The following is a 24499-nucleotide window of genomic DNA, read 5'->3' as shown; positions in this document are numbered from 1 at the left end:
CGACCGCCACGCCCTAGGTGACCGGAAGGCCCTTGGTGCCGGCGTTCTTCATCGAGCGGGTCAGGTTCCGGTCGGAGATCCAGAGGAAGCACTGCACGCCCCGGTTTCCGTTGCGCCACTCCTCCTCGTACGGCTGGTAGTAGATCGTGCCGGCGCGGAAGTCGAGCTGGGAGTTGTCCGGGACCTTGGCGTACTTGGCGATCATCGTCTGGCAGGCCCGGTGGGTCCGCTTGGTGCTGCGGGTGAACTCGGCGTAGCTGGTGTTCGGCGCCTGCCAGACGCCGACGAACTCGGCGTGGTGCTTGGCGGTGCAGGAGACCGGGGCCATCTCGTCGATGTCGTCCTTGACCAGCTTCGGGTTGAAGCAGCGGTACGCCAGCGGGGCCGCTCCGGACAGCGCGCCCTTGAGGCTGCCGGTGCGCAGGTCGACGGCGGTGTCGTCGATGCTGGCGATCTCGGTGACGTCGCAGCGGTACCAGCGGGCCCCGCCCGACCAGGCCTGCGGCGACGGCAGCACGACGGTCAGGCCGAGCCGCCCGGAACGCCAGTCGGCTCCCACCGCCTTGTTGACCGCCGTGTCGCACCCGGTCTGCGCGGCTCGCATGCCGGGCGAGCCGGGCTGCGGGGGCGTGCCACCCTCGGCACCCGGGCCGGTGAGGGTGCCGACGTGCATGGTCTCCACCCGGTGCGCCTCCGTGCACGCCGTCGGGTTGTAGCCGGTCAGGAAGCCGACCTGCTGGGAGCTCTGGTGGCAGACGTCGGCAGCGGGGACGAACTGCTGCGCCGCGACGGGCGCCGGCCAGTCGTCGATGAGGTCACTGTCGACTCCGGCGGGTGCGCCGCACCCGGCCAGCGCCAGGGCCAGCGCCCCACCCCCGGCGAACGCCGCCAACCACCGTCGCATCCCGACCTCCCGCCGCTGCCGGCCCCCGACCGGACCCAGCCGGTCGATAGCGCCACGGCGCAGCAGCATACGGCAACGATGCTCAGATCGCGGGCAGTCCCTCAGGACCGGCGCCGCGCATCGAGCGGGTGAGTTTGCGGTCGTCGCTCCACAGGAAACAGCGCACTCCACGGTCGCCCTCCTCCCACTCCCGTTGCGACGGCGGGTAGTAGATGGACCCGGCCCGGTACGGCAGTTCGCTGTTGTTGGGCACCGCCGCGTACGCGGCGATCAGCGCCATGCAGCGTCGGTGCGCCTGCTCGGCGGACCTGGCGAACTCCGCCCAGCTCATGTCCCGCTCCTCGTAGACGCCCACGAACTCGGCGCGGTGCGGCTCGGTGCAGAGCACCGGCGCCATGTAGTTGAGGTTGTCGCCGATCAGCTTGGGGTCGAAGCAGCGGTGCGTCAGGGGCGTGTCGCCGATCAACGCGCCGCGCAGGCTGCCGGTGCGGTTCACCGGTCGGGTGTTGTCGATGCTGCCGGTCTCACTGAGGTCGCAGCGGAACCAGCGGGCGCCGCCGGCCCAGGCGGGCGCGGACGGCAACGCGAGGGACAGCGCGAGTCGGGCCGTGTGCCAGTCGCCGCCGAGCACCTCTCGGGCCCGCTGGTCGCACTCGGCGCGAGCCGTGCGCAGCGCCGACGATCCGGGTTCCGGTCGGGCCTCGGTCAGCGCGTCGGGCCCGACGAAGGTGCCGACGTGGATGCTCTCGGCCAGGTGGTTGCGCGCGCAGTCCACCGTCTCGTACGTGCTGGCCTGCACGACAGTGGCGATCCGCGGCAGGCAGGTGTCGGTGGCGGGGGTGAACGGCTTCGGAACCCGCAGGGTCGGCCAGTCGTCGGTGAGATCACCGTCCGCGCCTCGCGCCGGCGCGCAGCCGGCCAGCAGCATCGTCGTGACGCTGGCCAGCACCAGCGCTGGAAGCCACCGTCGCATCGTCCGCCCTCCCGGGAGCTGGCGGCCGGTCGCCGCGCCCCGCGGCGAGACCCCGGCGGGCGTGCAGCCTACGGCACCGTCCCGGTTGGAGTGTCGTCGCGTTTCCGTCGATCGGCCAGTGGCTGATGTCTGTTCGTCCGGATTCGGGGGTCCGGAGCGTCCAATTCTGCACCAATGGTCACTGCTGGGTCACAGCGCGTCCCCGAAGGTGGCGCGATGCGGGTGGCGGGTGGCCACGTTCGTACACTGGCCCCGTGACCGTACCGCCGCCGATCGTCGCGCCGAGCATCCTGGCCGCCGATTTCGCCCGCCTCGCCGAAGAAGTCCGCGCCGTCGAGGACGCCGCGGACTGGTTGCACGTCGACGTGATGGACAACCACTTCGTGCCGAACCTGACCATTGGGCTGCCCGTGGTGCAGAGCCTGCGGGCCGTCACGGCGATGCCCTTCGACGTGCACCTGATGATCGAGGACCCGCGCCGGTGGGCCCCCGGGTACGCCGACGCCGGGGCGTACAACGTCACCTTCCACGCGGAGGCGTCCGACGACCCGGTGGCGCTCGCCAAGGACCTGCGTTCGGCCGGCGCGAAGGCGGGCCTGGCCATCGACCGGGACACCCCGATCGAGCCCTACCTGGACCTGCTGCCCAGCTTCGACACCCTGCTGATCATGACGATCAAGGCGGGCTTCGGTGGGCAGCGGTTCATTCCGCAGCTCCTGGAGAAGGTGCGGACGGCCCGGCGGCACGCGTCGGCCGGGCACCTGGAGCTGCGCATCGAGGTGGACGGCGGGATCGCCGCCGACACCATCGAGCAGGCGGCCGCGGCCGGCGCCGACGCGTTCGTGGCCGGCACCGCCGTCTACGGGGCCGCCGACCCGGCGGAGGCGGTACGGCACCTGCGGGCACTGGCGGAACGCGCGGCGCCCGGGGCCTGAGGTGGAGCCCGAGGCCGATCGCAAGGACATCATTCTCGTCGTGGACGACGACGAGGACATCGCTCGGTTCGTCGAGTTCAACCTGCGGCTGCACGGCTTCGAGGTGATCCACGCCAGCGACGGCCAGGAGGCCCTGGAGGTCATCGAGCGCCAGCGGCCGGACCTGGCGGTGGTCGACCTCATGATGCCCCGGATCGACGGGCTGGAGCTGACCCGCCGGCTGCGCGCCGACCCGATGACGTCCGCCCTTCCGGTGATCATGCTGACCGCCAAGGGAATGACAGTCGACAAGGTGCACGGGCTCAGCGCCGGCGCGGACGACTACCTGGTCAAGCCGTTCGACACCGCCGAGCTGGTGGCCCGGGTCTCGTCCACGCTGCGCCGCAACAAGGAGTTCCGGGAGGTCTCCCCGCTGACCGGGCTGCCCGGCAACAGCCGGATTCGTCGGGAGATCAGCGATCGGGTCCGAAACGGCGTGGACTACGCCGTCGGCTACGTCGACATCGACCGGTTCAAGAGCGTCAACGACCGGTACGGCTTCGTGCGCGGCGACGACTTCATCTCCGCGCTGGCCCGCAGCCTGCACCGTGCGGTGGTGGGCGTGGGGCTGCCACCGGCCTTCCTCGGTCACGTCGGCGGTGACGACTTCGTCATCGTCTGCGCCCCGGACCAGGTGCGCCCACTGACGTCCCGGGCGGTCGTCGACTTCGAGAACGCCGCCGACACGCTCTACGACCAGACCGACCGGGAGCGCGGCTTCGTCGAGTTGAAGGATCGACGTGGCAACATCCGGCGGGCGGCCCTGGTCACGCTCTCCATCGGGGTGTCCCTCTCCGACGCCGGCAAGCGGTTCACCGACCCGCTCGAAGCGATCGCGGTGGCCTCGGAGATGAAGACGGTGGCCAAGAGTCAACCGGGCTCGTACGTGGCGGTGGACCGGCGTCGCGGCGTCACCTGAGCGTGATAACGCTGTGAAGTAGCTCGCCTAGGTGGCGACGGAGCCGGATCGGCGTGTAAGACTTTCCGGGTACCCACCACGCGCTGGCGGGACTCGGTGAAATTCCGAACCGGCGGTGATCCACGGTCCAACCGTGGTCAGCCCGCGACCCGGACGGCTCTGCCGTCCGGTGGACCTGGTGAAAATCCGGGGCCGACGGTTGGGGGCGGTTCGTCCGCGCCCAGACAGTCCGGATGGGAGACAGCGCGCGGGACGGACGGGTCCGAGCCGGCCGCTGGCTTCAGCGTGCCGTGCCGACCCCCCGGGGGCGGCTGTGCCGTTCCCGGAATCCGCCACCGCCTGCCAGTGGCCCCATGGCCACCGCCTCCCTGACCGCCCGCGCGCGGACCGGGCGAGTGAGAGGGCAGGGGCAGCGCGATGGCCAGCGTCTCCGTTGATGAGGCGATGCGGCGTGCGATCGAGTTGGCAGCGCGCGGGCTCGGCACCACCAGCCCCAACCCCGTGGTCGGGTGCGTGCTCCTCGACGAGGACGGCGAGGTCGTGGGCGAGGGCTTCCACGCGTACGCCGGGGGGCCGCACGCCGAGATCGTCGCCCTGGCGCAGGCCGGGCGGCGGGCCAAGGGCGGCACCGCTGTCGTCACTCTGGAACCCTGCGACCACACCGGCCGCACCGGCCCCTGTAGTTCCGCGCTCGTCCAGGCCGGGGTGGGCCGTGTGGTCATCGCCGTACCCGACCCGAACCCTGTCGCTTCCGGGGGCGCCGCCACCTTGCGCGCCGCCGGGGTCCGGGTGGATCTGGGGGTACGCGGCGAGGAGGCCGAGGCCGGCAACGTCGCGTGGCTGACCTCGATGCGCCGGGGCTGGCCGTACGTGATCTGGAAGTACGCCGCCACGCTCGACGGGCGCTCCGCCGCGGCGGACGGCACCAGCATGTGGATCACCTCGGAGGCGGCCCGGATCGACGTGCACGCGCTGCGCGGCACTGTCGACGCGGTCATCGCCGGGGTGGGCACCGTGCTCGCCGACGATCCCCGGTTGACCGCCCGCAACCTGCGCGACGGCAGCCTGGCCATCCGGCAGCCGCTGCGGGTGGTGGTGGACAGCTCGGGGCGTACCCCGGCTGACGCCAAGGTCCGCGACGGCGCCGCACGCACGTGGATCGCGACCGCCGACGAGGTCGGCGCCGGCCCGGACGGCCGGGTCGACCTGTCGGCGCTGCTCGCGGCGCTGCACCTGCGCGGGGTCCGCGCGGTGCTGTTGGAGGGCGGCCCCCGGCTGGCCGGCGCGTTCCTGAACGCCGGCCTGGTCGACAAGATCGTCGGGTACGTCGCGCCGCGGCTGCTCGGCGCCGGCCCGACCGCGTTGGTCGACGCGGGAGTGACCACCATCGCCGAGGCCATCGATCTGGAGTTCGTCGACGTTACGCAGATCGGTCCGGATCTCCGGATCACCGCTTTGCCCCGCAAAAGGGAGGGCTGAGATGTTCACCGGCATTATCGAGGAATTGGGCGAGATCGTCCGGGTGGAGCCGACGGCAGGCGATTCGGCGCTGGTGGGCGTACGCGGCCCACTGGTCACCTCCGACGCCCGGCACGGCGACTCGATCGCCGTCAACGGTGTCTGCCTGACGGTCGTGGAGGTGGCCGACGGTGTCTTCACCGCCGACGTGATGGGGGAGACGCTGCGCCGCTCCGCGCTGGGCGCGCTGCGCCCCGGCGACCCGGTCAACCTGGAGCGGGCCGCCGCGCTCGGTAGCCGCCTCGGCGGGCACCTGGTGCAGGGGCACGTCGACGGCGTCGGTGAACTCATCTCCCGGGAGCCGGCCGAGCAGTGGGAGACCGTCCGGTTCCGGCTGCCCGCCGCCCTGTCCCGGTACGTGGTCGAGAAGGGCTCGATCACCATCGACGGTGTCTCGTTGACTGTCGCCGCCGTCGGCGCGGACGAGTTCGCCGTCGGGCTGATCCCCACCACGCTCAAGCTGACCACGCTCGGCGCGAAGGGCGTCGGCGACCCGGTCAACCTGGAGGTCGACGTGCTGGCCAAGTACGTCGAGCGGCTCCTCGGCGACCGGCTCACCGACGCCGACGCCAGCGGGCTGGCCGCGAACCCGGGTGGGGTGGCCTGATGGGCCCGCTCAGTTGGCTGCTGGACGCGCAGGTGCACGTCGCCGGCTCGCCGGTGCTGGCCAGGGAGATCGTCGGCAACGCGTTCGGGCTGGTCTCGGCGCTGCTCGGGTTGCGCCGGCTGGTCTGGGCGTGGCCGGTCGGCATGATCGGTAACGCGCTGCTCCTCACCGTCTTCCTCGGCGGGGTGTTCGCCACCCCGCAGGAGCACGACCTGTACGGGCAGGCCGGCCGGCAGGTGTTCTTCTTCGCTGTCAGCGTCTACGGCTGGTGGCGCTGGCAGCGCAACCGTCGCGCCGACGGTGGGCAGGCTGCGGTCGTTCCGCGCTGGGCCACCGGACGGGAGCGACTGATGCTGCTGGTGGCCGCCGTGATCGGCACCGCCGCGGCGTACCCGCTGCTCAAGGCCCTGGGCTCGTGGGGCCCGCTGCCCGACGCCTGGATCCTCACCGGCAGCCTGCTGGCCACGTACGGCATGGCCCGCGGCTGGGTGGAGTTCTGGCTGCTCTGGATCGCCGTGGACGCGGTCGGGGTGCCGCTGCTGCTGCGCGGCGGGTTCTACCCGTCGGCCGTCATGTACCTGATCTACGGCGCCCTCTGCGTCTGGGGCTTCGCCGCCTGGTGGCGCACCTCGCGCGCCGCGGCCACCGTCCGTACGCCCATCTACCGGGAGGCCGTCGCATGACCAGCTTCGGAAGCATTGAGCAGGCGATCGCGGACATCGCGGCCGGCCGGCCGGTCGTCGTGGTCGACGACGCGGACCGGGAGAACGAGGGCGACCTGATCTTCGCGGCCGAGTTGGCCACGCAGGAGCTGATGGCGTTCATGGTGCGCTACACCTCCGGCTACGTCTGCGTGGCGCTGACCGAGAGCGAAGCCGACCGGCTCGACCTGCCGCCGATGCACCACACCAACCAGGACCGGCGCGGCACCGCGTACACGGTGACGGTGGACGCCCGCGAGGGGGTCAGCACCGGCATCTCGGCGGCCGACCGCGCGCACACCAGCCGGCTGCTCGCCGACGCGGCGACCGACCCGACCGACCTGGCCCGCCCCGGGCACGTGGTGCCGCTGCGCGCTCGCGAGGGTGGGGTGCTGCGCCGACCGGGACACACCGAGGCGGGGATCGACCTGACCCGGCTGGCCGGGCTGCGCCCGGCCGGCGTGCTCTGCGAGCTGGTCAACGACGACGGCACCATGATGCGCCTGCCGGACCTGGAGAAGTTCTCCGCCGAGCACGGCCTCACGCTGGTCACCATCGCCGACCTGATCGCCTACCGTCGGCGTACCGAGAAGCAGGTCGAGCTGGTCGCCGACGCCCGGATGCCGACGAAGCACGGGGTGTTCCGGGCGCTCGGCTACCGCGCCGAGCACGACCCGGCCGAGCATGTCGCGATGGTGCTGGGTGACCTCGGTGACGGCCAGGACGTGCTGGTCCGGGTGCACTCCGAGTGCTTGACCGGGGACGTGTTCGGCTCGTTGCGCTGCGACTGTGGGCCGCAGCTGGACGCCGCGCTGGCGCGGGTCGGGCAGGAGGGCCGGGGCGTGGTGCTCTACGTGCGTGGGCACGAGGGGCGCGGCATCGGGTTGCTGCACAAGCTGCAGGCGTACCAGTTGCAGGATCTGGGCCGCGACACCGTCGACGCCAACCTCGACCTGGGCCTGCCGGCCGATGCCCGCGACTACGGCACCGGCGCGCAGATCCTCTACGACCTGGGCGTGCGGTCGATGCGGTTGCTGACCAACAATCCGGCCAAGCGGGCCGGGCTGGAGGGGTACGGGTTGACCATCACCGGCCGTGAGGGGCTGCCGGTCGGCGCGCACCCGGAGAACATGCGCTACCTGCGCACCAAGCGGGACCGGATGGGTCACCTGCTGGACGAGTTGGACGAGGTGTCCGAGGCGCCGCTGGGGCGCCCGGTCGCCAACGACGAGATCGGAGCATGACGATGGCGGGTTTCGGTGAGCCGGGAGTCGAGGCGGTCGACGCCGCGGGGCTGACCGTCGGGGTCGTTGCCGCCCGCTGGCACGGCGAGCTGACCGACCACATGCTGGAGCGTGCGGTGGCCGCCGCCGAGGCGTGCGGCGCGCGTTCCGTGGTCGCCCGGGTCGCCGGCTCGGTCGAGCTGCCGGTGGTCGCGCAGGCCCTCGCCCGCCGCTGCGACGTGGTGGTCGCCCTCGGCGTGGTGGTCCGCGGGTCCACCGCCCACTTCGACTACGTGTGCCGTTCGGTCACCGACGGGCTGACCCGGGTGGCGCTGGACGAGGGCAAGCCGGTGGCGCACGGGGTGTTGACGGTGGAGACCATCGAGCAGGCCCGCGACCGCGCCGGTCTGCCCGGCTCGGCGGAGGACAAGGGCTGGTCCGCCACAGTGGCGGCGCTCGACGCGGCGCTGGCCGTACGGACGGTGGCTGCGGGCAACGCCCAGCGGGTCGGCTTCGGCGGTTGACGCCTCGGCCGTCTCCGAAGGCCCGCCTTCAGAGACGGCCGGCCTCGATGATCCGGCGCAGGAACTGCCGGGTACGAGGCTGCGTCGGCTCGCCGAGCACCTGCTCGGGCGGGCCGCTCTCGACGACCCGTCCGGCGTCGAGGAAGCACACCTCGTCGGCGACCTCCCGGGCGAAGCCCATCTCGTGGGTGGCCAGCACCATTGTCATGCCGTCGGCCTTCAGGTCGCGGATCATCGCCAGCACCTCGCCGACCAGCTCCGGGTCGAGCGCGGAGGTGACCTCGTCGAGCAGCATCAGTCGCGGTGAGTTGGCCAGCGCCCGGACGATCGCCACCCGCTGCTGCTGCCCGCCGGAGAGCCGGTCCGGGTAGGCGTCCGCCTTGGCGCCGAGCCCCACCCGGTCGAGCAGTTCCCGGGCCTGCGCCTCGGCCTCCGCCCGGCCCCGCCGGTGTACGCGGCGCGGCGCGAGGGTGATGTTGTCCAACACGCTCAGGTGCGGAAAGAGGTTGTACGCCTGGAACACCATGCCGATTCGCCGCCGGACCTGGTCCGGGTCCACCCGGGGATCGGAGATGTCCTCCCCGTCCAACTCGATGGTGCCGTCGTCCAACTCGTCCAGCAGGTTGACGCAGCGCAGCAGTGTCGACTTGCCGGACCCGGACGCGCCGATCAGTGCCACCACCTGATGCTCGGCGACGGTCAGATCGAGGTGGTCGAGCACGGCGTGCCCGCCGTACTCCTTGCGCAGACCCCGACAGCGCAGCAACGCCATGGGTCAGCCTCCCGACTGTCGGCGGGCCGCGCGCAGCGTCACCCAGTCGGTGACCGCGATCAGTGGGATGGCGAGCAGCACGAAGAGCACCCCCGCCACGACGTACGGCGTGTAGTTGAAGGTCTGGGCGGTGGCGATCTGCGCGGCACGGACCGCGTCGATCGGCCCCGCGAGGGAGACCAGCCCCACGTCCTTCTGCAACGCCACCACGTCGTTGAGCAGGGGTGGCGCCACCCGCCGGACGGCCTGCGGCAGGACCACGTGCCGCATCGTCTGCCGGTGGCTCAGGCCCAACGAGCGGGCCGCCGCGAGTTGGCTGGAGTGCACCGACTCGATGCCGGCTCGGAACACCTCGGCGAGGTAGCCGCCGTAGGTGAGGACCAACGCGATCCCACCCAGCACCAGCACCGGCGGCATGCCCTGCAACCGCAGGCCGGGCACGCCGAGGGTGAGCAGGTACAGCACGATGATCAGCGGTAGGCCGCGGAAGGTGTAGGTGTAGCCGGCGGCCAGCGCGCGGACCGGGAAGAAGACCGGCCCGCGCAGCGTCCGCAGCACGGCGATCACCAGCCCGAGCAGCAGCGCGCCGACCGCACAGCAGACCAGCAGCCGCATGTTGAGCCAGAGCCCGCTCAGCACCGTCGGCAGCGCGTCGCGGGCGATCTCCGGATCCAGGAACGACTGCCGGACCCGGTCCCAGCCCGGCGCCCCGGTCACCGCGATCACCAGCAGCGTGCCGAGCGCCGCCGTCGAGGACGCCGCGACGAGCACGCTGTAGATCGTCTGCCGACGCCGGTACGCCGACCGGCGCAGTTGCGCCTCCGAGGGCACATGATCCAGTAGCGTCACCGCAGCTCGGCCGCCCCCGCCACCTGCGCGAGCCACTTCTGTTCCAGCTCCTTCAGCGTGCCCGCCGTGGTGAGCTGACCGACCGCCCCGCTCACGCAGGAGGTCAGTGGGGAGTTCTTGTCCAGCAGCAACCCGAACGCCTCGGGCGTACCGACCTGCGGCACCTGCCCGACGATCGTCGCGTCGGTGATCTCCGCGCCGGTGATGTAGAAGGCGGTTGGAAGATCCACCACGAGACCGTCCAGCTGCCCGTTCTGAAGGGCCTTCTTGGCATCGTCGTTGCTGTTGTAGACCTGCGGCTTGGCGGTCGGCTTGATCACGTCGGTGATCGCCTGGTAGCTGGTGGTGCCGACCTGCGCGCCGAGCCGGGCGTCCCGCAGGTCGGCCAGCGACTTCCGGCCGGCGATCTTCGAGGACTTCAACGCGATGACTGTCTGCCGCACCAGGTAGTACGGCGCGGAGAAGTCGACAGCCTGCTTGCGCTCGTCGGTGATGGAGAACTGGTTGATGTCGAAGTCGAAGCCCTTCGGCCCCGGCGCGATGGCGGTGTCGAACTTGACCCTGGTCCAGGTGACGTCGGCGCGGGCGTAGCCGAGCTTCTCGGCCACCGCGTACGCGACGGCGGATTCGAAGCCCTCGCCGCTGTCCGGCTTGTCCTTGGCGAACCACGGTTCGTACGCGGGCTGGTCGGTGGCGATGGTCAGCTTGCCCGGCGTACGCGTGGGCAGGCTGTCCTTGGCGCAGGACGGCGGGGCGGTGACAGTGGGGGTGGGTTTCTCGTCCTGTGGCGCGCATCCGGCGGTGGCTACGACGACGGCGCCGGCGAAGGTGAGCGCGAGGAGACGTGAGCGGCTGGCCATGGCGGACAGCGTAGAGCTCCATGGGCATCGATAGGCAATTGTCCCACCATGTTGGTAGGGAATTGTCCGCTTGCTGGATTCCGACGGACCCGGACGTGGGGTGCCGCGCGGGTGGCTGGAAGAATCGTTCCCCGTGAAGACGTTCGAGGAGTTGTTCGCCGAGCTGCAGGCCAAGGCCGCCGCCGGCACCCCGGGGTCGGGCACCGTCGCCGCGCTGGACAAGGGCGTGCACTTCATCGGCAAGAAGGTCGTCGAGGAGGCGGCCGAGTCGTGGATGGCCGCCGAGCACGAGGGGCCGGAGCGCACCGCCGAGGAGATCTCCCAACTGCTCTACCAGGTCCAGGTGCTGATGCTCGCCAGTGGTCTCGAGCTCAAGGACGTCTACCGACATCTGTGAGTGCCCCCACCCCTGTTGATCGCCAACCGGATCGAAGGAGCACTCCGTCATGCTGCGTGTCGCCATTCCCAACAAGGGCACCCTGGCCGAACCGGCCGCCCAGATGCTGCGTGAGGCGGGCTACCGCCAGCGCACCGACCCCAAGGACCTCGTCTGCCGCGACGAGGCCAACGACGTCGAATTCTTCTACCTGCGTCCGAAGGACATCGCCACCTACGTCGGCTCCGGTGACCTCGACCTCGGGATCACCGGCCGGGACCTGCTGATCGACTCGGCCGCGCCGGCCGAGGAGGTCGTCGACCTCGCCTTCGGCCGGGCCACCTTCCGCTTCGCCGCCCGCCCCGACGACATCGCCTCCGTCCAGGAGCTGGGCGGTCACCGCATCGCCACCGCGTACCCGGGGCTGGTCGAACGGCACCTCGGCGAGGTGGGCGTCAAGGCCGACGTGATCCGCCTCGACGGCGCCGTGGAGAACGCCGTACGCCTCGGTGTCGCTGACGTGATCGCGGACGTGGTGGAGACCGGCGCGACCCTGCGCCAGGCGGGCCTCGTGGTCTTCGGTGAGCCGCTGCTGCGCTCGTCGGCGGTGCTGGTCCGGCGTGCCGGCGCGCCCGCGCAACCGCAGGCCGAGCAGTTGCTGCGCCGCCTGCACGGTGTGCTGGTGGCCCGCCGCTACGTGATGCTCGCCTACGACGTGCCGGCCGGTCTGCTGGACCGGGCCAGCGGGCTCACTCCGGGCATCGAGTCGCCCACGGTGTCGCCGCTGCACCGCGAGGGCTGGGTGGCGGTGCAGGCCATGGTGCTCCGCGACGACGTGCACCGCATCATGGACGAGCTGTACGAACTGGGCGCCCGCGCCATCCTCGTCACCAACATCCACGCCTGCCGCCTCTGACCGTCCCCGGCCGGTGCGGCCCGGCGCACGCGGGACCCGTCCCGCGGCCCCGCCCGGACCGGGAAGATCGCGCTCGATCATGGAAATAGTGGCCTCCAGCTCGGCGGAGGCCACTGGATCCTGGATCGAGCACGATCTTGGGGCGGCTGGCCGCCACAGGACTCGGGGTGGTGGCTCGGCGGGTGGTGCGTTTGGTGGACGAGTGCGGGTGGCAGACTGGTGGGGTGAGTGAAACCGAACTGGTCCGCCTGAAGCCCCGCCGCATCCGCGTGGTCTGCTGGTCGGCGGCGGCCGCCCTGGTGGTGGTGTTCGGTCTGGTCGCTACCTCGCTGAGTGGCCCGACCGGCGATGGTTACGGCAGCTTCCAGCGCGGCGACCAGATCGCCATGATCGGCCTCGGCATCTTCGGTGCGCTGGGCTTCCTGCTGTTCACCCGTCCCCGGGTGGAGGCGGACGCCCGGAGCATCCGGGTCCGTAACGTCATCAGCTCCTACGAGCTGCCCTGGGAGGTTGTCCGGGGCGTCCGCTTCGACCGGGGCGCGCCGTGGGCCAGCCTGGAGCTGCACGACGACGACCTGCTGCCGATGGTCGCGTTGCAGGCCGCCGACAAGGAGTTGGCCGTCGACGGGGTCCGCGCGCTGCGCCGGCTGCACGAGGCCCACCAGGTCCGCCTCGCCGAACGCGCCGTCGGCCGCTGACCCAGCGCGGCCGACCCGCCGACCTGCCGGGCGTCTTTGAACACCAGGTCGTGCCCGGTTTGGGGGTCGCCGGGGCGCCGGTGTAGTGTTATCGAGTCGACCAGGCTGTCTCCGCGTGCGAGCAGACAGCCTTGAAAGCGGAGCGCCTGCTCCCACCCGAGTCGCCGCTACGGTGGCCGGGTCCGGTCACCGGTTCCGGGCATGTCCCGGTGCCGGGTGCGCGATCCTGGTGATCGCGCTGACCGGTCGAGCGGGCCCTGGCATGCGCCGGGGCCTTCTGCTTTTCGGGTCGGTTCCCTCCCGGGAGCCGCAGGGGTCGGCGAGTGAGCAGAAACGACTCGAGGAGGCCCCATCAGCGTCGAACCACGCGTGAACGAGCAGATCCGGGCACGTGAGGTCCGACTGGTCGGCCCAGAGGGTGAGCAGGTGGGCATCGTCCCGCTGGAGCGCGCTCTTCAGCTGGCCGCGGACGTCGATCTGGACCTGGTCGAGGTTGCGCCGATGGCGCGCCCGCCGGTGTGCAAGCTCATGGACTTCGGCAAGTTCAAGTACGAGAGCGCACTCAAGGCGCGCGAAGCGCGGCGTAATCAGCAGCAGACCGTCATCAAGGAAATGAAGCTTCGGCCGAAGATCGACCCGCACGACTACGAGACCAAGAAGGGTCACGTGGTGCGGTTCCTCAAGGCGGGCGACAAGGTCAAGGTGACGATCATGTTCCGCGGTCGCGAGCAGAGCCGTCCGGAGCTGGGTTACCGGCTCCTGCGCCGGCTCGAATCCGAGATCACGGAACTGGGATACGTCGAGGCCGCTCCGAAGCAGGACGGCCGAAACATGATCATGGTTCTCGCCCCGCATCGGGCCGTCAAGGCCTCCGCGGTCGCCGCTACGGCGTCTCGCGGCGGACCTCGGGACCGGGCAGGGGACGAGTCCGCCGCTCCGGAAGCCGATGAGACCGCAGCGGTCAGCGAAACCGCAGCAGCCGGTGACACCGGCCTCGCCGCCGACACCAGCAGCGAGTAACAGGGGAGAAGACGTTCCACATGCCGAAGATGAAAAGCCACACGGGTATGGGTAAGCGGGTCAAGGTGACCGGCAAGGGCAAGATCGTTGCCCAGCAGGCCGGCCTCCGCCACAACCTGGAGAAGAAGCCCTCCACCCAGACCCGCCGGCTGACCGGCACGGTCGTGCTGGCCAAGGCCGACGTCAAGCGCATCAAGAAGCTGCTCGGCCGCTGACGCGCGCCACCTTTACGTAATTAGGAGTTGAGATGGCACGCGTCAAGCGGGCTGTAAACGCCCAGAAGAAGCGTCGTACCCTGCTGGAGTCCGCGAGTGGTTACCGCGGTCAGCGCTCCCGCCTGTACCGCAAGGCCAAGGAGCAGGTGCTGCACTCGATGCAGTACGCCTACCGGGACCGTCGCGACCGCAAGGGCGACTTCCGGCAGCTGTGGATTCAGCGGATCAACGCGGGCGCCCGGGCCAACGGGATGACCTACAACCGTCTGATCCAGGGCCTGCGTCTGGCCGGCATCGAGGTCGACCGCAAGATCCTGGCCGACATGGCTGTCAACGACGCCGCCTCTTTCGCGGCGATCGTCGAGCTGGCCCGGGCCGCGGTCACGGCCGAGGGCACCGGCGGCGCGGCGGCTCAGGCCGCCTGATCCCCACGCACCAGAGCGAGGCGTCTCCCGTGTCGGCACCGCCGTCCGGGGGGCGCCTCAATCGTGCCGGAGGAGCGCACACCATGGCTTTCACCCCGCGTACCCCCAGGGTCGTCGCCGCCCGCCGCCTGCAACGCCGCCGGGACCGCGACGCCACAGGCCGTTTCCTGGCCGAGGGCCCGCAGGCGGTCCGCGAGGCCCTCGCGCGGCCGGAGGTGGTCACCGAACTGTTCGGTACGACCACCGCGCTCGACAGGTATCCGGAGTTGGCCGCCACGGCGGCCCGCGCCGACGTGCCGGTCTCCGAGGTGACCGACGATGCCCTCGCGGCGCTGACCGAGACCGTCGCCCCACAGGGGTTGGTCGCCGTCTGCCGGCACCTGGACGTCCCACTGGAGCAGGCCCTCGCGGGTGCGCCCCGGCTGGTGGCGGTGCTCGCCGAGATCCGTGACCCGGGCAACGCCGGCACCGTGCTGCGCACCGCCGACGCGGCCGGCGCGGGTGCGGTGATCTTCGCCGGAGACGCCGTCGACCCGTACAACGGCAAGTGTGTGCGAGCCTCTGCCGGCAGCCTCTTCCACGTCGACGTGGTGCGCGCCCCCGACCCGGTCGCGGTGGTCGACGCGCTGCGCGCCGCCGGGCTGTCGATCTTCGCCACCACCGGGTACGGCGACAACGACCTGGACGACCTGACCGACTACGGTCGGCTCGTCGGGCCCACCGCCTGGCTGTTCGGCTCGGAGGCGCACGGCCTGCCCGAGGAGTTGACCGCCGCCGCCGACACCACGGTGCGGGTGCCGCTGTACGGGCGCGCGGAGAGCCTCAACCTGGCTGCCGCCGCGGCGGTCTGCCTGTACGCTTCAGCGAGAGCGCAGCGCTGAGGGTGATTGCCTCCGGCGCGACTGACAGCAGGGGAGAGCGTCCGTCCATGAACGCGACACGGCGTTCGTTTAGCCAGCCCGCCGGTGTCGGCGGGCGGCGGGCCTGACCTGCTCCCTGCGCAACTCCTACCGGCGGGCTGCGGCACAGCCGCGCGTCCGTAGACTCGCCTAGCCGCCCCGGTGAGGGCTGGCGCCGCCGTGAGGGAGTGCCCGTACGCCATGAGCTACCGCAACGATCCGTACGACCCGAAGCAGGTTGCCCTGCTCGACCCCGCCGCCCTGGCCGAGGCCGTCACGGACGCCACGAAGGCGTTCGAGGCCGCCGCCGACCCGGACGCGCTGAGCGCGCTGCGCTCGGTGCACCTGGGTGACCGGTCACCGGTCTCCCTCGCGCGCCGGGAGATCGGCGCGCTGCCGCCGGCCGCGAAGTCCGACGCCGGCAAGCGGGTCAACGAGGCCCGCCGGGCGATCGAGTCCGCGTACGCCGAGCGCGCCGAGGTGGTCGAGCGCGAGCAGGCCGAGCGGGTGCTGGTCGAGGAGCGGGTGGACGTCACCCTGCCCTACGACCGGCGTCCGCGCGGCGCCCGGCACCCGTTGAGCACCCTGATGGAGTCGATTAGCGACCTCTTCGTCGGGATGGGCTACGAGGTGGCCGAGGGGCCCGAGGTCGACCTGGAGTGGGTCAACTTCGACGCGTTGAACATCCCCGCCGACCACCCGGCTCGCGGGCTGATGGACACCTTCCACATCGCACCGGAGGGTTCCGGCCTGGTCCTGCGGACGCACACCTCGACGGTGCAGACCCGCACGATGCTCAGCCGCAAGCCGCCGATCTACGTGATCGTGCCGGGTCGCGTCTACCGCACCGACGAGATCGACGCCACCCACAGCCCGGTGTTCCACCAGGCCGAGGGCCTGGTGGTCGACAAGGGCATCACGATGGCCCACCTGCGGGGCACGCTTGACCACTTCGCCCGGGCGATGTTCGGCCCCGAGGCGAAGACCCGGTGGCGGCCGCACTACTTCCCGTTCACCGAGCCGTCGGCGGAGTTCGACGTGTGGTTCCCGGAACACCGCGACGGCCCGCAGTGGGTCGAGTGGGGTGGCTGCGGCATGGTCAACCCCCGGGTGCTGCGCGCCTGCGGCGTCGACCCGGAGGTCTACTCCGGATTCGCCTTCGGCATGGGCATCGACCGGACCCTGATGGTCCGGCACGGGGTCAGCGACATCCGCCATCTCTTCGAGGGCGACGTGCGGTTCAGCCGCGCGCTCGGGACCGGGGCGTAGGCGATGCGGGTACGAGACACGGGAACGGTGGTCTGAAGTCATGCGAGTTTCTGTCAGTTGGCTGCGGGAGTACATCGACCTCCCCGCCGACCTGCCCACCGGTGACCTGGAGCAGGCCCTGGTCGACCTCGGCATCGAGGTCGAGTCCGCTGTGGACCTGGCCGAGACCGTCACCGGCCAACTGGTCGTCGGTGAGGTCCGCGAGATCGAGGAGCTCACCGGCTTCAAGAAGCCGATCCGGTTCTGCCGGGTCGACGTGGGTGCCGCCAACGGCACCGGTGAGCCGCAGGAGATCGTCTGCGGTGCCCGTAACTTCGCCCCGGGTGACCGGGTGGTGGTGATCCTGCCCGGCGGCGTGCTGCCCGGCGGCTTCGCCATCGGCGCCCGCAAGACGTACGGGCACAACTCGGCGGGCATGATCTGCTCGGCCAAGGAACTGGGCCTGGGCGACGACCACTCCGGCATCATCGTGCTGGGGCCGGACGTGACGGCCAAGCCGGGCGACGACGCGCGCCCGGTGGTGGGTCTCGACGACGTCGTCCTCGATCTGGAGATCACCCCTGACCGGGGGTACGCGCTGAGCCTGCGCGGCCTGGCCCGGGAGCTGTCGCACGCGTTCGACGTGCCGCTGCGCGACCCGGCCCTCACGCCAGCCCCGGGCGGCACCGAGACGCCCGCGTACCCGGTGGAGGTCCGCGACACTGTCGGCTGCGACCGGTTCACGGCCCGCCTGGTCCGCGGGGTCGACCCGACCGCTCCCACACCGTCCTGGATGCAGCAGCGGCTCGTCACCGCCGGCATCCGCAGCATCTCGCTGCCCGTCGACATCACCAACTACGTGATGCTGGAGCTGGGCCAGCCGATGCACGCCTTCGACGCCGACCGGATCGCCGGGCCGCTGGTGGTCCGGCGCGCCGAGGCGGGGGAGAAGCTGACCACCCTCGACGGGGTCAACCGGGTGCTCACCGCCGACGACATGGTGATCTGCGATGACACCGGGCCGATCTCCCTGGCGGCGGTGATGGGCGGCGAGACCAGCGAGGTCGTCGCCGGCACCACCACAGTGCTCTTCGAGGCGGCGCACTGGGACCCGGCGATGGTCGGGCGCACCGCCCGCCGGCACAAGCTGTTCAGCGAGGCCGCGAAGCGCTGGGAGCGGGGCGTCGACCCGGCCGTGGCACTGGTCGCGCTGGAGCGTGCCGTGCGGCTGCTCACCGAGCACGGTGGGGGCACGCCCAGCGCGGAGATCCTGGACATCGACCACGTCCGGCCGCGTACCCCGATCAGTCTTCCGGCGGACCTGCCGACCCGGCGGGTCGGCGTCGAGTACCCGCCGGCGCGGGTGGTCGCCCTGCTGGAGAGGGTCGGCTGCACTGTCGCGCAGGGCGCGGACCGGTTGTCCGAGGACCCGGGCGCGGTCGGCGTGGCCAGCGGCGTCGGGACGGTGCTGAGCGTCACCCCGCCGACCTGGCGGCCCGACCTGACCGACCCGGCCGACCTGGTCGAGGAGGTCGTCCGCCTCGACGGGTACGACCGGGTGCCGTCGGTGCTGCCCACCGCGCCCCCCGGGCGTGGTCTGACGCCGCGGCAGCGTCGCCGCCGGGCCGTCGCCGGTTCGCTGGCCGAGCGGGGGTACGTGGAGGTGCTCGCGCACCCGTTCGTGTCGCCGGAGCTGGCCGACCAGCTCGGCCTGCCGGCCGACGACCCGCGCCGGCCCGCGGTGCGGCTGGCCAACCCCCTGTCCGAGGAGGAGCCGCTGCTGCGCACCACGCTGCTCGGCCCGCTGCTCGGCATCCTCAAGCGCAACCTCGGCCGGGGTCACCGCGACCTCGCCCTCTACGAGATCGGTGCGGTCTTCCACCCGCGCGTCGGCGCCGGCAGCCCGCCGGCGATGGGCGTGGACCGGCGCCCCACCGACGAGGAGTTCGCCGCCGCCGACGCGGTGGTGCCGGCGCAGCCGGTGCACGTCGCGGTGGTGCTCTCCGGCGACCTGGACCCGGCCGGCTGGTGGGGGCCGGGTCGACCGGCCGGCTGGGCGGACGCGATCGAGGCGGCCCGTGACGTGCTGGCCGCCGCCGGGATCCCGGACGAGCGGGTCGAGGTGCGCGCCGCCGAGTACGCCCCGTGGCACCCGGGTCGCTGCGCCGAGCTGCGGGTCGACGGCTCGGTCGTCGGACACGCCGGCGAGCTGCACCCGGTGGTGGTCGCGGCGTTGGAGCTGCCCCGCCGCACCAGCGCGATGGAGCTGAACCTCGACACGCTGCCGCCGACCCCGGTGACGCCGGCGCCGACGGTCTCCGGCTTCCCGCCGGCGCTGATCGACGTGGCCCTGGTGGTGGACGACTCGGTGCCGGCGGAGCAGGTGCGCCGGGCGCTGGAGGCGGGCGCCGGTGAACTGCTGGAGGATGTGCGGCTCTTCGACGTGTACTCCGGCGCGCAGCTCGGCGCCGGCCGCCGGTCGCTGGCGTACAAGCTGACCTTCCGGGCACCGGACCGGACGCTCACCGTCGAGGAGGCGGTCGCCGCACGGGACGCGGCGGTCGCCGTCGCGGCGGAACGCCTCGGCGCCACCCTGCGCGGCGCGTAACCGGATCGGCTCGTCCCTGCCCCGCGATCTCTTGGTCCGCGGGTCCGGGGTCCGAGTCGCTGGCGGGGCACCTGCGATCAAAGGCCCTGGCCTGGTGATTTCTCACCAGGCCAGGGCCTTTACAGGCGGTGGATTGAATACGACACCCGACGGAGGTTCTCGTGGGTACCTGCGTGGACGGACTGGCTGGAATGTGTTCGGGTGACCATGGACAAGTGACGCCGCACGGAAGCCCGTTCTCGATGTCATGGCACCGGCAGTTGGTGCCGTGACCAGGGAGATTAGGAGACGTCTCGTAACTCCCAGCGCGGTTCGCCGCCGGATGCGATCCTGGGGGCATGACGGGCCCAGGCCAGGATGACGCCGAGGTGGCATACCTGCGGGAGGTCACCGAGGTCGAAGGTGATCTCGACGACGAGGGGGGTAAGCGTCGTTCTCCCGTCGTGAGAGGCGCGAACGGGAGTCGGGTGAGGTCGATCACGCCGACACCGGGCTCCACACACATTCGCCTCGTGTTGGCCTACGCCTTACCATGCGACGCGCGCGCCGTAGCCCTTCCCACGGCCCGCATTCACCGGTGAGGTCCGCCCCAGCTGCCCCCGCCGGTCGCAGCGGCTGAGGGGCTCTGAGAAGAGGTCTGCCTCGGAGCCTGACATCTTCCTGGCCTGCGTCGTCATATTGGTGAGGGCGGCGACCGGTGCCCCGGGGACGGAGTGAAAAATGAAGATTTTCATCGCTGGTGGGCGCGGCCGTGTCGGCTCCCCCCTTGCTGACAAGCTGGAGGCCAGGGGCATCGAGGTGGTCTCGGGAGGACTTGATGACGGGATCGACGTGATCTCTGGCGAGGGGCTCGCCGAGGCCCTGGTCGGAGTCGACACCATCGTGAACGTCCTGAACACCCCCCGCTTTGATGCGGAGGGGGCCATTTCGTTCTTCGAGGGAGCGATCAACAATCTGAATGCGGAGGGCAAGCGGGCAGGTGTGCGTCACCACGTCCTGCTCTCCATCGTCGGCGTCGGACAAGGAGACGCGTCTGAGGTTGGGTACTACCTCGGCAAGGTGGCGCAGGAGAAGGCCGCACGATCCGGTTCGATCCCCGCAACCATCATTCGAGCCACTCAGTTCCAGAGCTACCTTCCCATCCTCATTGACCAGCACTCTGTGGACGGAAAGGTTTTCGCTCCCAGGTCGGTCATCCAGCCTGTCGAGCTGGACGAGGTCATCGAGCTGCTCGCCGAGGCTGCCACGACATTGGAGCCGGGAAGCGAGGTCGAGATCGCTGGACCCGACCGCTTCTACCACGATGACCTCTTCCGTGCCACGCTGGCTGATCGCGGAGACGACCGCGAGGTTGTGACCGTGGAGGCGGAAGGGGCACCCGATGCGATGGTTCCACGTGGCGCTCACCGGGTAGGCACTGTGAGGTACCCCATTTCAGGAATCCCCCTCGCCTGAAACCACAATAAGGGGACGATGGGACGCTCGGCCGTCAGAGGATAGTTGAGGCATGCCGCGCTCAGGTCGGAAAGGGTGCCCAATGTCGGAAGACTTTCCTGCCAAATCCATAGGGTTTGGAGGAGCCGAGCGTGATGAATCGCGGATTCTCGATTCCGTCGCTGCCGAGCGACACCGTTTGATGTCGCTGGCCTTTCGTATGATGGGCACCCTGGCCGATGCTGAAGATGTTGTGCAAGAGACGTATGTCAGATGGTACCGCCTTGGGGCCGAGGAACGCGAAGCGATTGCCACGCCCGCTGCATGGTTGATGCGAGTTGCGAGCCGTATCTCACTCGACATGCTGGGCTCCGCGCGGGCACGACGGGAGACGTACGTCGGACAATGGCTACCGGAGCCAGTCCCATCTGACCTCTTTGCGGACGCAGCGAAGGAGCCAACGAGCTCCAGTCATATCGCCGCCGATCCGCTCGATCGCGTTTCCCTCGATGATACGGTCAGTATGGCTTTGTTGACGGTCCTCGAGTCCATGACCCCAGCGGAGCGAGTGACGTTCGTACTGCATGACGTATTCGGCGTGCCGTTTGGCGAGATTGCCAGTGTTGTAGGCCGTTCACCAGGAGCCGTAAGGCAATTGGCGACGTCCGCACGTCGGCACGTTCGAGGAGGAAGGCGAGCACAAGTTTCTCCTCAACAGCATGATGGAGTTGTTCGGGCATTCCGCGACGCAACGGTTGGAGGGAATATTGAAGACCTGTTGCGCGTATTGGCCCCAGATGTCGAACTGCGAGTAGATGGCGGCGGATTCGTCAATGCCGCACCTCAGGTTATCCGTGGTTCGGATCATGTGGCGCGGTGGCTCGTGGGAGTGATGCGTAAGCAACCCGCTCTTCGTTTTGAGCGACGAGACACGGCTGACGGTCTCGGATACATGCTGAGGAATGGGGAGCATCGATATGGGATGGCCACCTTCGACGTCAGTGCTGACTGTGTCACGAACGTGTGGCTGATGCTTAATCCACTGAAACTGACGAATTGGCCACTCGACTAAGGGATTGCAGATCATTAACACGTTGTTTTGATCTTGTTGTCCTCGCCGGTCTGTGCCTGGACCCGGTCCTGGAGGGCGGCGAGGGTCGTGGGCGGAGTTGTCGCCGGTGCGATGGTGATGCCGTGGGCCGCGAGCAGTCGCGGGTTCTTCAGGAGGGTGCGGTGCATAGCGCTGCGGCTGGTGCCGAACAGCACGGCGAGGGGTTCCGCGGCCAGGGTGGCCCGCAGGTGGAGCACGGTGGCCAGGACCTGATCGGTCACGGGTCTCGTCCGGGATGCGCATGCCAGACCAACGAGCCTCAGATCGGGAAGCGATCGGTCGCTTGGCCGGCCCGCCCGATGCACCCGCCCCTACCGGATGACTGAGATCGGCTCTCCACAGCCCGGGGAGCCAAAGCATGATCGTCGGCTGGGGGACACGCCGCCGTACAGTGGATCTGTTCATTACCATGCAGTGTGCTGCATGAACTTGCACTCGTGAGTCGTCCTTGTTAATCTTCGCTGCATAGTCATGCGGAGGTGAGTATGGGGATCCGAGTCGCGGTCGCCGGAGCGAGCGGGTACGCCGGAGGCGAGCTGCTGCGCCTGATCGCCGGGCACCCGCAGTTCGACCTGGTCGCCGCCACCGCGCACAGCCAGGCCGGGCACCGCGTCGACGTGGTGCACCCGCAGCTCACCGGGCTCGACCTGGTGCTCGGCGAGACCGACCCGACGATCCTGGCCGATGCGGACCTGGTCTTCCTGGCCCTGCCGCACGGCCAGTCGGCGGCTCTCGCGGCCCAGCTTCCGGCCGAGGTGCGGATCGTCGACCTGGGTGCCGACCACCGGCTGGCCGACCCGTACGCCTGGGCGCAGTACTACGGCGGCACGCACGCCGGGCAGTGGACCTACGGCCTGCCGGAGCTGCCCGGTCAGCGGGAGCTGATCGCCGGCTCCACCCGGGTGGCGAACACCGGCTGCTACGCCGCCGCGATCACCCTGGCGCTCGCGCCGCTGATCGCCGACGGCGCGGCCAGCCCCGCCGACGTGGTGGTGGTCGCCGCCTCCGGCACCTCCGGCGCCGGCCGGGCGACCAAGCCGCACCTGTTGGCCAGCGAGGTGATGGGCGACCTGTCGCCGTACCGGGTGGGCACCCACCAGCACGTACCGGAGATCAAGCAGGCCACGGGCGCGACCGGCCTGTCGCTCACCCCGGTCCTGGCGCCGATGCCGCGCGGCATCCTGGCCACCGTCACCGCGGTGCCGGCGCGCGGCGTCGACCCGCAGGAGGTGCTGGCGCGGGCGTACGCGGACGCGCCGTTCGTGCACGTGCTGCCGGAGGGCCGTTGGCCGCACACCGCCGCCACCCTCGGCTCCAACTCGTGTCACCTACAGGCCACCGTCGACGTCGACTCGGGTCGTCTGATCGTGCTCAGCGCGTTGGACAACCTGGGCAAGGGCGCGGCCGGTCAGGCCGTCCAGAACGCCAATCTGATGCTCGGCCTGCCGGAGACGACGGGCCTGTCGATCTGGGGAGTCACCCCGTGAGCGCGAGGAGTGCAGCGCAGCGGAGCCCCGCAGTCGCGAACGAGAGGCAGGCGCCGTGAGCGTCACCACCCCTCGGGGGTTCCGGGCGGCCGGTGTGGCCGCCGGCCTCAAGGCCAGCGGCGGCGCGGACGTCGCCCTGGTGGTCAACGACGGCCCGGACGCCGGCGCGGCCGGTGTCTTCACCACCAACCGGGTCAAGGCCGCGCCGGTGCGCTGGACCCAGCAGGTGGTGCAGGGCGGTGTGGTCCGCGCGGTGGTGCTCAACTCCGGTGGCGCCAACGCCTGCACCGGTCCGGCCGGCTTCCAGGACACGCACGCCACCGCCGAGCACACCGCCGCCGCGCTGACCTCGGTCAGCCCTCGGCTGATCCTCGGCGCCGGTGAGGTCGCGGTCTGCTCGACCGGCCTGATCGGTGAGCGGCTGCCGATGCCCAAGCTGCTGCCGGGCGTCCGCTCGGCGATCCGCGGGCTGTCCCGCGACGGTGGCCCGGCCGCCGCCGAGGCGATCATGACCACGGACACCCGGCCGAAGACCACTGTGGCCCGGGGGAGCGGCTGGACGGTCGGCGGCATGGCCAAGGGTGCCGGGATGCTCGCGCCCGGGATGGCCACCATGCTCTGCGTGTTGACCACCGATGCGGTGGCCGGGCCGGCGACGCTGGACGAGGCGTTGCGGGCGGCCACCCGGGTCAGCTTCGACCGGGTCGACTCCGACGGCTGCATGTCCACAAACGACACCGTGCTGCTGCTGGCCAGCGGCGCGAGCGGCATCGAGCCGACACCGGCCGAGCTGGCGGCCGCCGTCACCGCGGCCTGTCACGACCTGGCCCAGCAATTGGTGGCCGACGCCGAGGGCGCCACCAAGCAGATAGCCATCGACGTGGTCGGCGCGGCGGACGAGGACGAGGCGGTCGAGGTGGGCCGTACGGTGGCCCGCAACAACCTGGTCAAGACGGCGTTGTTCGGCAACGACCCGAACTGGGGCCGGATCCTCGCCGCCGTCGGCACCACCGCCGCCGCGTTCGAGCCGGACGAGGTGGACGTGGCGGTCAACGGGGTGTGGGTGTGCCGGGGTGGCGCCGCCGCCGAGGACCGCTCGAAGGTCGACCTGACCGGGCGGGACGTGACCATCCGGATCGACCTGCACGCGGGTACGTCGGCCGCCACGATCTGGACCAATGATCTGTCCCACGCGTACGTGCACGAGAACTCGGCGTACTCGACGTGAGCGCGAGGAA

At 70.8% G+C, this 24499-nt stretch carries 25 protein-coding genes, 1 pseudogene and 1 riboswitch; of the genes and pseudogenes, 20 read left to right on the top strand and 6 right to left on the bottom strand.

Annotation, left to right across the window (positions count from 1 at the left end; translation table 11 throughout):
* Positions 1-13 precede the first annotated feature (13 nt).
* Positions 14-904: a septum formation family protein gene (locus NIE111_RS24995; RefSeq protein WP_238686784.1), complete on the bottom strand. Its 891-nt coding sequence runs from the start codon at positions 902-904 to the stop codon at positions 14-16.
* Positions 905-986: 82 nt separating this feature from the next.
* Entirely contained in the window at positions 987-1877 is an 891-nt protein-coding gene (locus tag NIE111_RS24990) for a septum formation family protein (protein ID WP_238686776.1), read from the bottom strand.
* 254 nt (positions 1878-2131) lie between these two features.
* Here NIE111_RS24990 and rpe point away from each other — a divergent pair, with 254 nt between their 5' ends.
* The 7 genes from rpe to ribH all read left to right on the top strand — a co-directional run bounded on the left by rpe (position 2132) and on the right by ribH (position 8343).
* Positions 2132-2812, top strand: a complete 681-nt coding sequence (gene rpe / locus NIE111_RS24985) for a ribulose-phosphate 3-epimerase (RefSeq protein ID WP_238671589.1) — start codon at positions 2132-2134, stop codon at positions 2810-2812.
* 1 nt (position 2813) lies between these two features.
* The gene (locus NIE111_RS24980) at positions 2814-3770 is read left to right on the top strand and encodes a response regulator (protein WP_238686775.1); all 957 of its coding nucleotides are present in this window, start codon (positions 2814-2816) and stop codon (positions 3768-3770) included.
* A 78-nt stretch (positions 3771-3848) separates the two neighbouring features.
* A riboswitch (FMN riboswitch) is annotated at positions 3849-4019 on the top strand.
* A gap of 168 nt (positions 4020-4187) precedes the next feature.
* A complete protein-coding gene (gene ribD / locus NIE111_RS24975) occupies positions 4188-5249 on the top strand; it encodes a bifunctional diaminohydroxyphosphoribosylaminopyrimidine deaminase/5-amino-6-(5-phosphoribosylamino)uracil reductase RibD (RefSeq protein WP_238686774.1) in 1062 nt (353 codons plus the stop codon).
* Between the two features lies 1 nt (position 5250).
* A complete protein-coding gene (locus tag NIE111_RS24970) occupies positions 5251-5895 on the top strand; it encodes a riboflavin synthase (protein WP_238686773.1) in 645 nt (214 codons plus the stop codon).
* Positions 5895-6578 carry a nicotinamide riboside transporter PnuC gene (gene pnuC / locus NIE111_RS24965; protein ID WP_238686772.1) on the top strand — a complete coding sequence of 228 codons (684 nt, stop codon included), beginning with the start codon at positions 5895-5897 and terminating at the stop codon, positions 6576-6578. The genes NIE111_RS24970 and pnuC overlap by 1 nt, the downstream gene beginning before the upstream one ends.
* Positions 6575-7840, top strand: a complete 1266-nt coding sequence (locus tag NIE111_RS24960) for a bifunctional 3,4-dihydroxy-2-butanone-4-phosphate synthase/GTP cyclohydrolase II (RefSeq protein WP_238686771.1) — start codon at positions 6575-6577, stop codon at positions 7838-7840. The genes pnuC and NIE111_RS24960 overlap by 4 nt, the downstream gene beginning before the upstream one ends.
* Before the next feature lie 2 nt (positions 7841-7842).
* The gene (gene ribH / locus NIE111_RS24955; RefSeq protein WP_210785464.1) at positions 7843-8343 is read left to right on the top strand and encodes a 6,7-dimethyl-8-ribityllumazine synthase; all 501 of its coding nucleotides are present in this window, start codon (positions 7843-7845) and stop codon (positions 8341-8343) included.
* A 28-nt stretch (positions 8344-8371) separates the two neighbouring features.
* Here the strand turns inward: ribH and NIE111_RS24950 are convergent, their stop codons facing one another.
* The 3 genes from NIE111_RS24950 to NIE111_RS24940 are packed head-to-tail and all read right to left on the bottom strand — an operon-like array spanning position 8372 to position 10824.
* Positions 8372-9115, bottom strand: coding sequence for an amino acid ABC transporter ATP-binding protein (locus tag NIE111_RS24950; RefSeq protein ID WP_274531639.1), 744 nt, complete (start codon positions 9113-9115; stop codon positions 8372-8374).
* 3 nt (positions 9116-9118) lie between these two features.
* A complete protein-coding gene (locus tag NIE111_RS24945; protein WP_238686770.1) occupies positions 9119-9964 on the bottom strand; it encodes an amino acid ABC transporter permease in 846 nt (281 codons plus the stop codon).
* Positions 9961-10824, bottom strand: coding sequence for an ABC transporter substrate-binding protein (locus NIE111_RS24940; protein ID WP_238686769.1), 864 nt, complete (start codon positions 10822-10824; stop codon positions 9961-9963). Before NIE111_RS24940 ends, NIE111_RS24945 begins: the two co-directional genes overlap by 4 nt.
* A gap of 133 nt (positions 10825-10957) precedes the next feature.
* Here NIE111_RS24940 and NIE111_RS24935 point away from each other — a divergent pair, with 133 nt between their 5' ends.
* The 11 genes from NIE111_RS24935 to sigJ all read left to right on the top strand — a co-directional run bounded on the left by NIE111_RS24935 (position 10958) and on the right by sigJ (position 21735).
* Positions 10958-11221, top strand: a complete 264-nt coding sequence (locus tag NIE111_RS24935; protein ID WP_030335709.1) for a phosphoribosyl-ATP diphosphatase — start codon at positions 10958-10960, stop codon at positions 11219-11221.
* Positions 11222-11270: 49 nt separating this feature from the next.
* Positions 11271-12116, top strand: a complete 846-nt coding sequence (gene hisG, locus NIE111_RS24930; protein WP_030488425.1) for an ATP phosphoribosyltransferase — start codon at positions 11271-11273, stop codon at positions 12114-12116.
* Between the two features lie 224 nt (positions 12117-12340).
* Entirely contained in the window at positions 12341-12814 is a 474-nt protein-coding gene (locus NIE111_RS24925) for a PH domain-containing protein (RefSeq protein ID WP_238686768.1), read from the top strand.
* A 369-nt stretch (positions 12815-13183) separates the two neighbouring features.
* Positions 13184-13834, top strand: coding sequence for a translation initiation factor IF-3 (gene infC / locus NIE111_RS24920; RefSeq protein ID WP_238686767.1), 651 nt, complete (start codon positions 13184-13186; stop codon positions 13832-13834).
* A gap of 20 nt (positions 13835-13854) precedes the next feature.
* Positions 13855-14049 (top strand): 50S ribosomal protein L35, encoded by a 195-nt coding sequence (gene rpmI, locus NIE111_RS24915; RefSeq protein ID WP_007458415.1) that lies wholly within the window; start codon positions 13855-13857, stop codon positions 14047-14049.
* 32 nt (positions 14050-14081) lie between these two features.
* Positions 14082-14474 (top strand): 50S ribosomal protein L20, encoded by a 393-nt coding sequence (rplT, locus tag NIE111_RS24910; RefSeq protein ID WP_030488429.1) that lies wholly within the window; start codon positions 14082-14084, stop codon positions 14472-14474.
* Positions 14475-14557: 83 nt separating this feature from the next.
* Complete coding sequence (locus NIE111_RS24905) at positions 14558-15355, top strand: TrmH family RNA methyltransferase (RefSeq protein ID WP_274531638.1); 798 nt, start codon at positions 14558-14560, stop codon at positions 15353-15355.
* Positions 15356-15574: 219 nt separating this feature from the next.
* Positions 15575-16642 (top strand): phenylalanine--tRNA ligase subunit alpha, encoded by a 1068-nt coding sequence (gene pheS, locus NIE111_RS24900; protein WP_238686765.1) that lies wholly within the window; start codon positions 15575-15577, stop codon positions 16640-16642.
* A gap of 40 nt (positions 16643-16682) precedes the next feature.
* Positions 16683-19229 (top strand): phenylalanine--tRNA ligase subunit beta, encoded by a 2547-nt coding sequence (pheT, locus tag NIE111_RS24895; protein ID WP_238686764.1) that lies wholly within the window; start codon positions 16683-16685, stop codon positions 19227-19229.
* Between the two features lie 720 nt (positions 19230-19949).
* Positions 19950-20684 carry an SDR family oxidoreductase gene (locus NIE111_RS24890; RefSeq protein WP_238686763.1) on the top strand — a complete coding sequence of 245 codons (735 nt, stop codon included), beginning with the start codon at positions 19950-19952 and terminating at the stop codon, positions 20682-20684.
* 82 nt (positions 20685-20766) lie between these two features.
* Positions 20767-21735 (top strand): RNA polymerase sigma factor SigJ, encoded by a 969-nt coding sequence (gene sigJ / locus NIE111_RS24885; RefSeq protein ID WP_238686762.1) that lies wholly within the window; start codon positions 20767-20769, stop codon positions 21733-21735.
* A gap of 14 nt (positions 21736-21749) precedes the next feature.
* On the opposite strand, the pseudogene NIE111_RS24880 reads toward sigJ, so the two are convergent.
* A pseudogene (locus tag NIE111_RS24880) lies at positions 21750-21989 on the bottom strand (ISAzo13 family transposase); the annotation flags it as partial.
* A gap of 270 nt (positions 21990-22259) precedes the next feature.
* Between NIE111_RS24880 and argC the strand changes: the two are divergent.
* Together argC and argJ are read left to right on the top strand one after the other, a co-directional pair.
* Positions 22260-23261 carry an N-acetyl-gamma-glutamyl-phosphate reductase gene (gene argC, locus NIE111_RS24875; RefSeq protein ID WP_238686761.1) on the top strand — a complete coding sequence of 334 codons (1002 nt, stop codon included), beginning with the start codon at positions 22260-22262 and terminating at the stop codon, positions 23259-23261.
* Positions 23262-23316: 55 nt separating this feature from the next.
* A complete protein-coding gene (gene argJ / locus NIE111_RS24870; protein ID WP_238686760.1) occupies positions 23317-24489 on the top strand; it encodes a bifunctional glutamate N-acetyltransferase/amino-acid acetyltransferase ArgJ in 1173 nt (390 codons plus the stop codon).
* The last annotated feature ends 10 nt before the right edge of the window (positions 24490-24499 follow it).

Source organism: Micromonospora hortensis, from assembly GCF_022230935.1.
Lineage (GTDB): Bacteria > Actinomycetota > Actinomycetes > Mycobacteriales > Micromonosporaceae > Micromonospora > Micromonospora hortensis.
Note: the sequence above shows the minus strand (reverse complement) of the source record. Positions and strands in the feature narration are given on the sequence as shown.

Excerpts from the sequence above, each read along its gene's own strand:
- NIE111_RS24995 (WP_238686784.1), bottom strand. The coding sequence starts at position 904 with ATGCGACGGTGGTTGGCGGCGTTCGCCGGGGGTGGGGCGCTGGCCCTG.
- NIE111_RS24990 (WP_238686776.1), bottom strand. The coding sequence starts at position 1,877 with ATGCGACGGTGGCTTCCAGCGCTGGTGCTGGCCAGCGTCACGACGATG.
- ribD (WP_238686774.1), top strand. The coding sequence starts at position 4,188 with ATGGCCAGCGTCTCCGTTGATGAGGCGATGCGGCGTGCGATCGAGTTG.
- NIE111_RS24970 (WP_238686773.1), top strand. The coding sequence starts at position 5,251 with ATGTTCACCGGCATTATCGAGGAATTGGGCGAGATCGTCCGGGTGGAG.
- pnuC (WP_238686772.1), top strand. The coding sequence starts at position 5,895 with ATGGGCCCGCTCAGTTGGCTGCTGGACGCGCAGGTGCACGTCGCCGGC.
- NIE111_RS24960 (WP_238686771.1), top strand. The coding sequence starts at position 6,575 with ATGACCAGCTTCGGAAGCATTGAGCAGGCGATCGCGGACATCGCGGCC.
- ribH (WP_210785464.1), top strand. The coding sequence starts at position 7,843 with ATGGCGGGTTTCGGTGAGCCGGGAGTCGAGGCGGTCGACGCCGCGGGG.
- NIE111_RS24950 (WP_274531639.1), bottom strand. The coding sequence starts at position 9,115 with ATGGCGTTGCTGCGCTGTCGGGGTCTGCGCAAGGAGTACGGCGGGCAC.
- NIE111_RS24940 (WP_238686769.1), bottom strand. The coding sequence starts at position 10,824 with ATGGCCAGCCGCTCACGTCTCCTCGCGCTCACCTTCGCCGGCGCCGTC.
- hisG (WP_030488425.1), top strand. The coding sequence starts at position 11,271 with ATGCTGCGTGTCGCCATTCCCAACAAGGGCACCCTGGCCGAACCGGCC.
- rpmI (WP_007458415.1), top strand. The coding sequence starts at position 13,855 with ATGCCGAAGATGAAAAGCCACACGGGTATGGGTAAGCGGGTCAAGGTG.
- rplT (WP_030488429.1), top strand. The coding sequence starts at position 14,082 with ATGGCACGCGTCAAGCGGGCTGTAAACGCCCAGAAGAAGCGTCGTACC.
- NIE111_RS24905 (WP_274531638.1), top strand. The coding sequence starts at position 14,558 with ATGGCTTTCACCCCGCGTACCCCCAGGGTCGTCGCCGCCCGCCGCCTG.
- pheS (WP_238686765.1), top strand. The coding sequence starts at position 15,575 with ATGAGCTACCGCAACGATCCGTACGACCCGAAGCAGGTTGCCCTGCTC.
- pheT (WP_238686764.1), top strand. The coding sequence starts at position 16,683 with ATGCGAGTTTCTGTCAGTTGGCTGCGGGAGTACATCGACCTCCCCGCC.
- NIE111_RS24890 (WP_238686763.1), top strand. The coding sequence starts at position 19,950 with ATGAAGATTTTCATCGCTGGTGGGCGCGGCCGTGTCGGCTCCCCCCTT.
- sigJ (WP_238686762.1), top strand. The coding sequence starts at position 20,767 with ATGTCGGAAGACTTTCCTGCCAAATCCATAGGGTTTGGAGGAGCCGAG.
- argC (WP_238686761.1), top strand. The coding sequence starts at position 22,260 with ATGGGGATCCGAGTCGCGGTCGCCGGAGCGAGCGGGTACGCCGGAGGC.